3 protein-coding genes are annotated in these 3,214 nt (G+C 67.2%); 1 reads left to right on the top strand and 2 read right to left on the bottom strand.

The window, feature by feature from the left end; genetic code table 11:
- A partial coding sequence (locus tag KGA66_RS28430; RefSeq protein ID WP_211472590.1) for an RICIN domain-containing protein occupies positions 1–560 on the top strand: 560 nt, incomplete at its 5' end.
- A 279-nt stretch (positions 561–839) separates the two neighbouring features.
- On the opposite strand, the gene KGA66_RS28425 is transcribed toward KGA66_RS28430, so the two are convergent.
- Together KGA66_RS28425 and KGA66_RS28420 are read right to left on the bottom strand one after the other, a co-directional pair.
- On the bottom strand, positions 840–2,849 hold the full coding sequence (locus KGA66_RS28425) for an alpha-L-fucosidase (RefSeq protein ID WP_211472588.1): 2,010 nt from the start codon (positions 2,847–2,849) through the stop codon (positions 840–842).
- Between the two features lie 158 nt (positions 2,850–3,007).
- Positions 3,008–3,214 (bottom strand): ricin-type beta-trefoil lectin domain protein (locus KGA66_RS28420; RefSeq protein WP_211472586.1); only part of this gene is annotated, 207 nt, incomplete at its 5' end.

The following is a 3,214-nucleotide window of genomic DNA, read 5'->3' as shown; positions in this document are numbered from 1 at the left end:
GTAGTGGCGGCGACTGCTGCGCGACCAACACGAATCTGAGCCAGGGCACGTTCTACGAGGGGGCGGTCACGGCCGGCTATCCCTCCGACGCCACCGACAACGCCGTGCAGGCCAACATCGTCGCGGCGGGTTACGGCGGCGGCGGCGGCAGCACCGGTGGTGGTAGCACGGGTGCGTTGCACGCGGTGGGTGCGGGCAAGTGCCTGGACGACCCGAACAGCACCACGACGCTGGGCACCCAGCAGCAGATCTACACCTGCAACGGTGCCGCGAACCAGACCTGGACGCACAACTCTTCCAACGAGCTGACCCTCAGCGTGGGCGGCAGCACCCTGTGCCTGGACGCGAACGGCAAGGGCACCACCGCAGGCACGAAGGTGATCGTCTACTCCTGCAACGGCCAGACCAACCAGCAGTGGAACCTCAACTCCAACGGCACCGTCACCGGTGTGCAGTCAGGACTCTGCCTGGACGTGACCGGAGCCTCCACGGCGAACGGCGCCCTGGTCGAACTGTGGACCTGCAACGGCGGCAGCAACCAGCAATGGACCCTCGGCTGAGCCGCTGTCTCCGCTTGATCAACGACCTCTGGTAACCCACGGCACCGACGCCGGGGCGGCAACCCTTCAGACGCCACCCTGCCGCCCCGGCCCGGCCGATCTTCCGTGGTCCGACCGCCCGGAACTCGAAGTCCGGCAGGTCGTGCTGCAAACCGCGAACGCCTCAAGACGCCTTTCCGCGCAGGCGATGGCAGTCAGCCCCCGTAGGCACTGTGCAGCGGGCGGACCGCGCCCCGGTTCGCGGTCCGCCCGCTCGACGCTGACTGGATCAGCCGCGGATCAGACCGCGGCGATGGTCCACTCGTTGTTGGTGCTCGAGTTCGGCGTCCACAGCACCGTGGTCGCGCCCTGTGTGGTGCTGCCCGCGCCGTCGAGCGCGGTGCCGGTGCCGCGGTTGATGATCTGGTAACGGCCGTTGCCGACGCTGTTCAGGCGCCACTGCTGGTTGTTGCCGCCGTTCCAGGTCGTCTGCCGCGCCGGCGCGCCGTTCGTCGTGTCGCCCCAGCTGTCCGCCACCATGCCGTTCGTGTTGTTCACGATCCGGTAGTAGCCGTTGCCCAGGCTCACGAACTGCCACTGCAGATTCGTGCTGCCGTCGTAGTTCCACTGCTTGAGATTCGATCCCGACGCCACGTTTCCGCCGCTGTCCAGCACCATCCCCGAGGTCACGTTGGCGATCTTCGTCCACCCGGTGGGGATACCACCCGTGCCGCCGCCGGAGCCGAGCGCGGGAATCTGCCCGGAGAAGGTGAGCTTGACGGTGTATGCCAGGGCACTGAATGGAGCGGTGGAGGAGGGCATGGCGAAGTGCAGTCCGCCGCTGTCCTGGGTCGGCTTGGGCAGGTTGATGTAGCCGCCCGCGGAGTTGTTCAGCAGTTGGGCCGACACGAGGCTGCTCACGTTGAACTGGTTCGAGTTCAGCGTCGTGATCGTCATCGTGCCGCCCTGCCAGCCCAGCGCGGTGGCGTACAGGATGGTGTTGTCCTGGCTGCGGGTGAAGCGGATGTCCTGCGGGGTGCCGGCCCGCGGACCGGTGAACGAGCCGCCGCCCATCGCGGTGGGCCCCTCGCCGTACGTGGTCCACGAGCGGGTGGCGTAGATCGCCTCGCCGAAGCGGCCGAGCCAGTCTCCGATGCCCAACAGCAGGCTCTGCTGCCCGGAGGGTATGGTGCCGTCCGCCATCGGGGAGATGTTCAGCAGCATCGTGCCGCCCTTGCTGACCCGGTCGATCAGCGCGTGCAGCATGGCCTGCGTCGTGTAGTAGCCCATCCCGGTCGTGTAGCACCAACTGGACGGAGAGATCGCGTCGTCGGTCTCCCAGTACGGAGTCAGCAGGCCGCCGGGGCCGCCGCGCTCGTAGTCGTAGACCTCTCCCTTGTTGTCGAACCCGTCCTTGTACGTCGCGACGACGTCCTTGTTCCAGGAGACCGCGGCGTTGTAGTAGTCCGCGAGGAACTGCAACCGGTAGTTCTCCTGCACCAGGTTCAGGTCGAAGTCCTGGTAGATCAGGTCCGGCTGGTAGCCGTTGACCACCTCGTGCAGCTTGTTGTACCAGAGCAGGTTCTCCGCCGTGCTGCCCTGCTGTCCGAACAGGATGCGCAGGTTCGGGTCGGACTGGTAGGGCACGTACTGGTAGTAGCCGTTGAAGTGGTAGGCGTGGTGCAGCGAGCACATGAACTTCAGGCCCTGCCCGCGGATCGCCTGCGCGTGCTGCGCGAGCAGGTCCAGCTTCGGTCCGTGCGCGACCGAGTTCCACGGATTGGACGCGCTGTTCCACATCGAGAACCCGTCGTGGTGCTCGGCGACGGGACCGGCGAACCTCGCGCCGGAGTTCTTGAACAGCGTCGCCCAGGCGTTCGGATCCCAGCTGCCGCCCTGGGAGACGAGCTTGGGGGCGAACTGCACGAAGTGGCCGGACTTGTCGTAGCCGCCGTCGATGAAGAAGTTGTACGGCCACACCGAGGGGTCGCCGTAGGTGGCGATGTGGTGCTGGTTCTCGACGGATCCGGAGTTGTACATGTTGCGCGGGTACCACTCGTTGCTGAACGCGGGGACGCTGAAGGCGCCCCAGTGGTAGTAGATGCCGAACTTCGCGTCCTGGAACCACGTCGGCGCCGGCGGGTGCTGGTCGACCGACGACCAGCTCGCGGTGTAGCTCTGCGGCCCGGCCGTCGCCTCGGCGGCCGGCGCGAAACGCACCAGGCCGAAGGTCGTGGCCGCGCCGGCGCCGGCGGCCAGCAACTGCCGGCGGCTGAGCCGGAACGGATTCGTGGATGGCGATGCGGGCATGGTGAAGTCACCTTCCGGACGGTTTTACGGGCCCTGACGAGCCCGGATCAACGGGAGATCCGCGGCGGCGGGCGAACAGCGGGCCCGCCGCCGCGGATCCGAACGCGCGGGTCGGACGCGCACAGAGACTTTCTGTCAGATGCCTGGCACGGCGTTGCTCAGCCGAGGGTCCATTGCTGGTTGCTGCCGCCGTTGCAGGTCCACAGTTCGACCAGGGCGCCGTTCGCCGTGGAGGCTCCGGTCACGTCCAGGCAGAGCCCTGACTGCACACCGGTGACGGTGCCGTTGGAGTTGAGGTTCCACTGCTGGTTGGTCTGGCCGTTGCAGGAGTAGACGATCACCTTCGTGCCCGCGGTCGTGCCCTT

Source organism: Actinocrinis puniceicyclus (assembly GCF_018283645.1).
GTDB classification, from domain to species: domain Bacteria; phylum Actinomycetota; class Actinomycetes; order Streptomycetales; family Catenulisporaceae; genus Actinocrinis; species Actinocrinis puniceicyclus.
The sequence above is the reverse complement of the archived record's forward strand: the minus strand, read 5'-3'. Positions and strand labels throughout refer to the sequence as shown.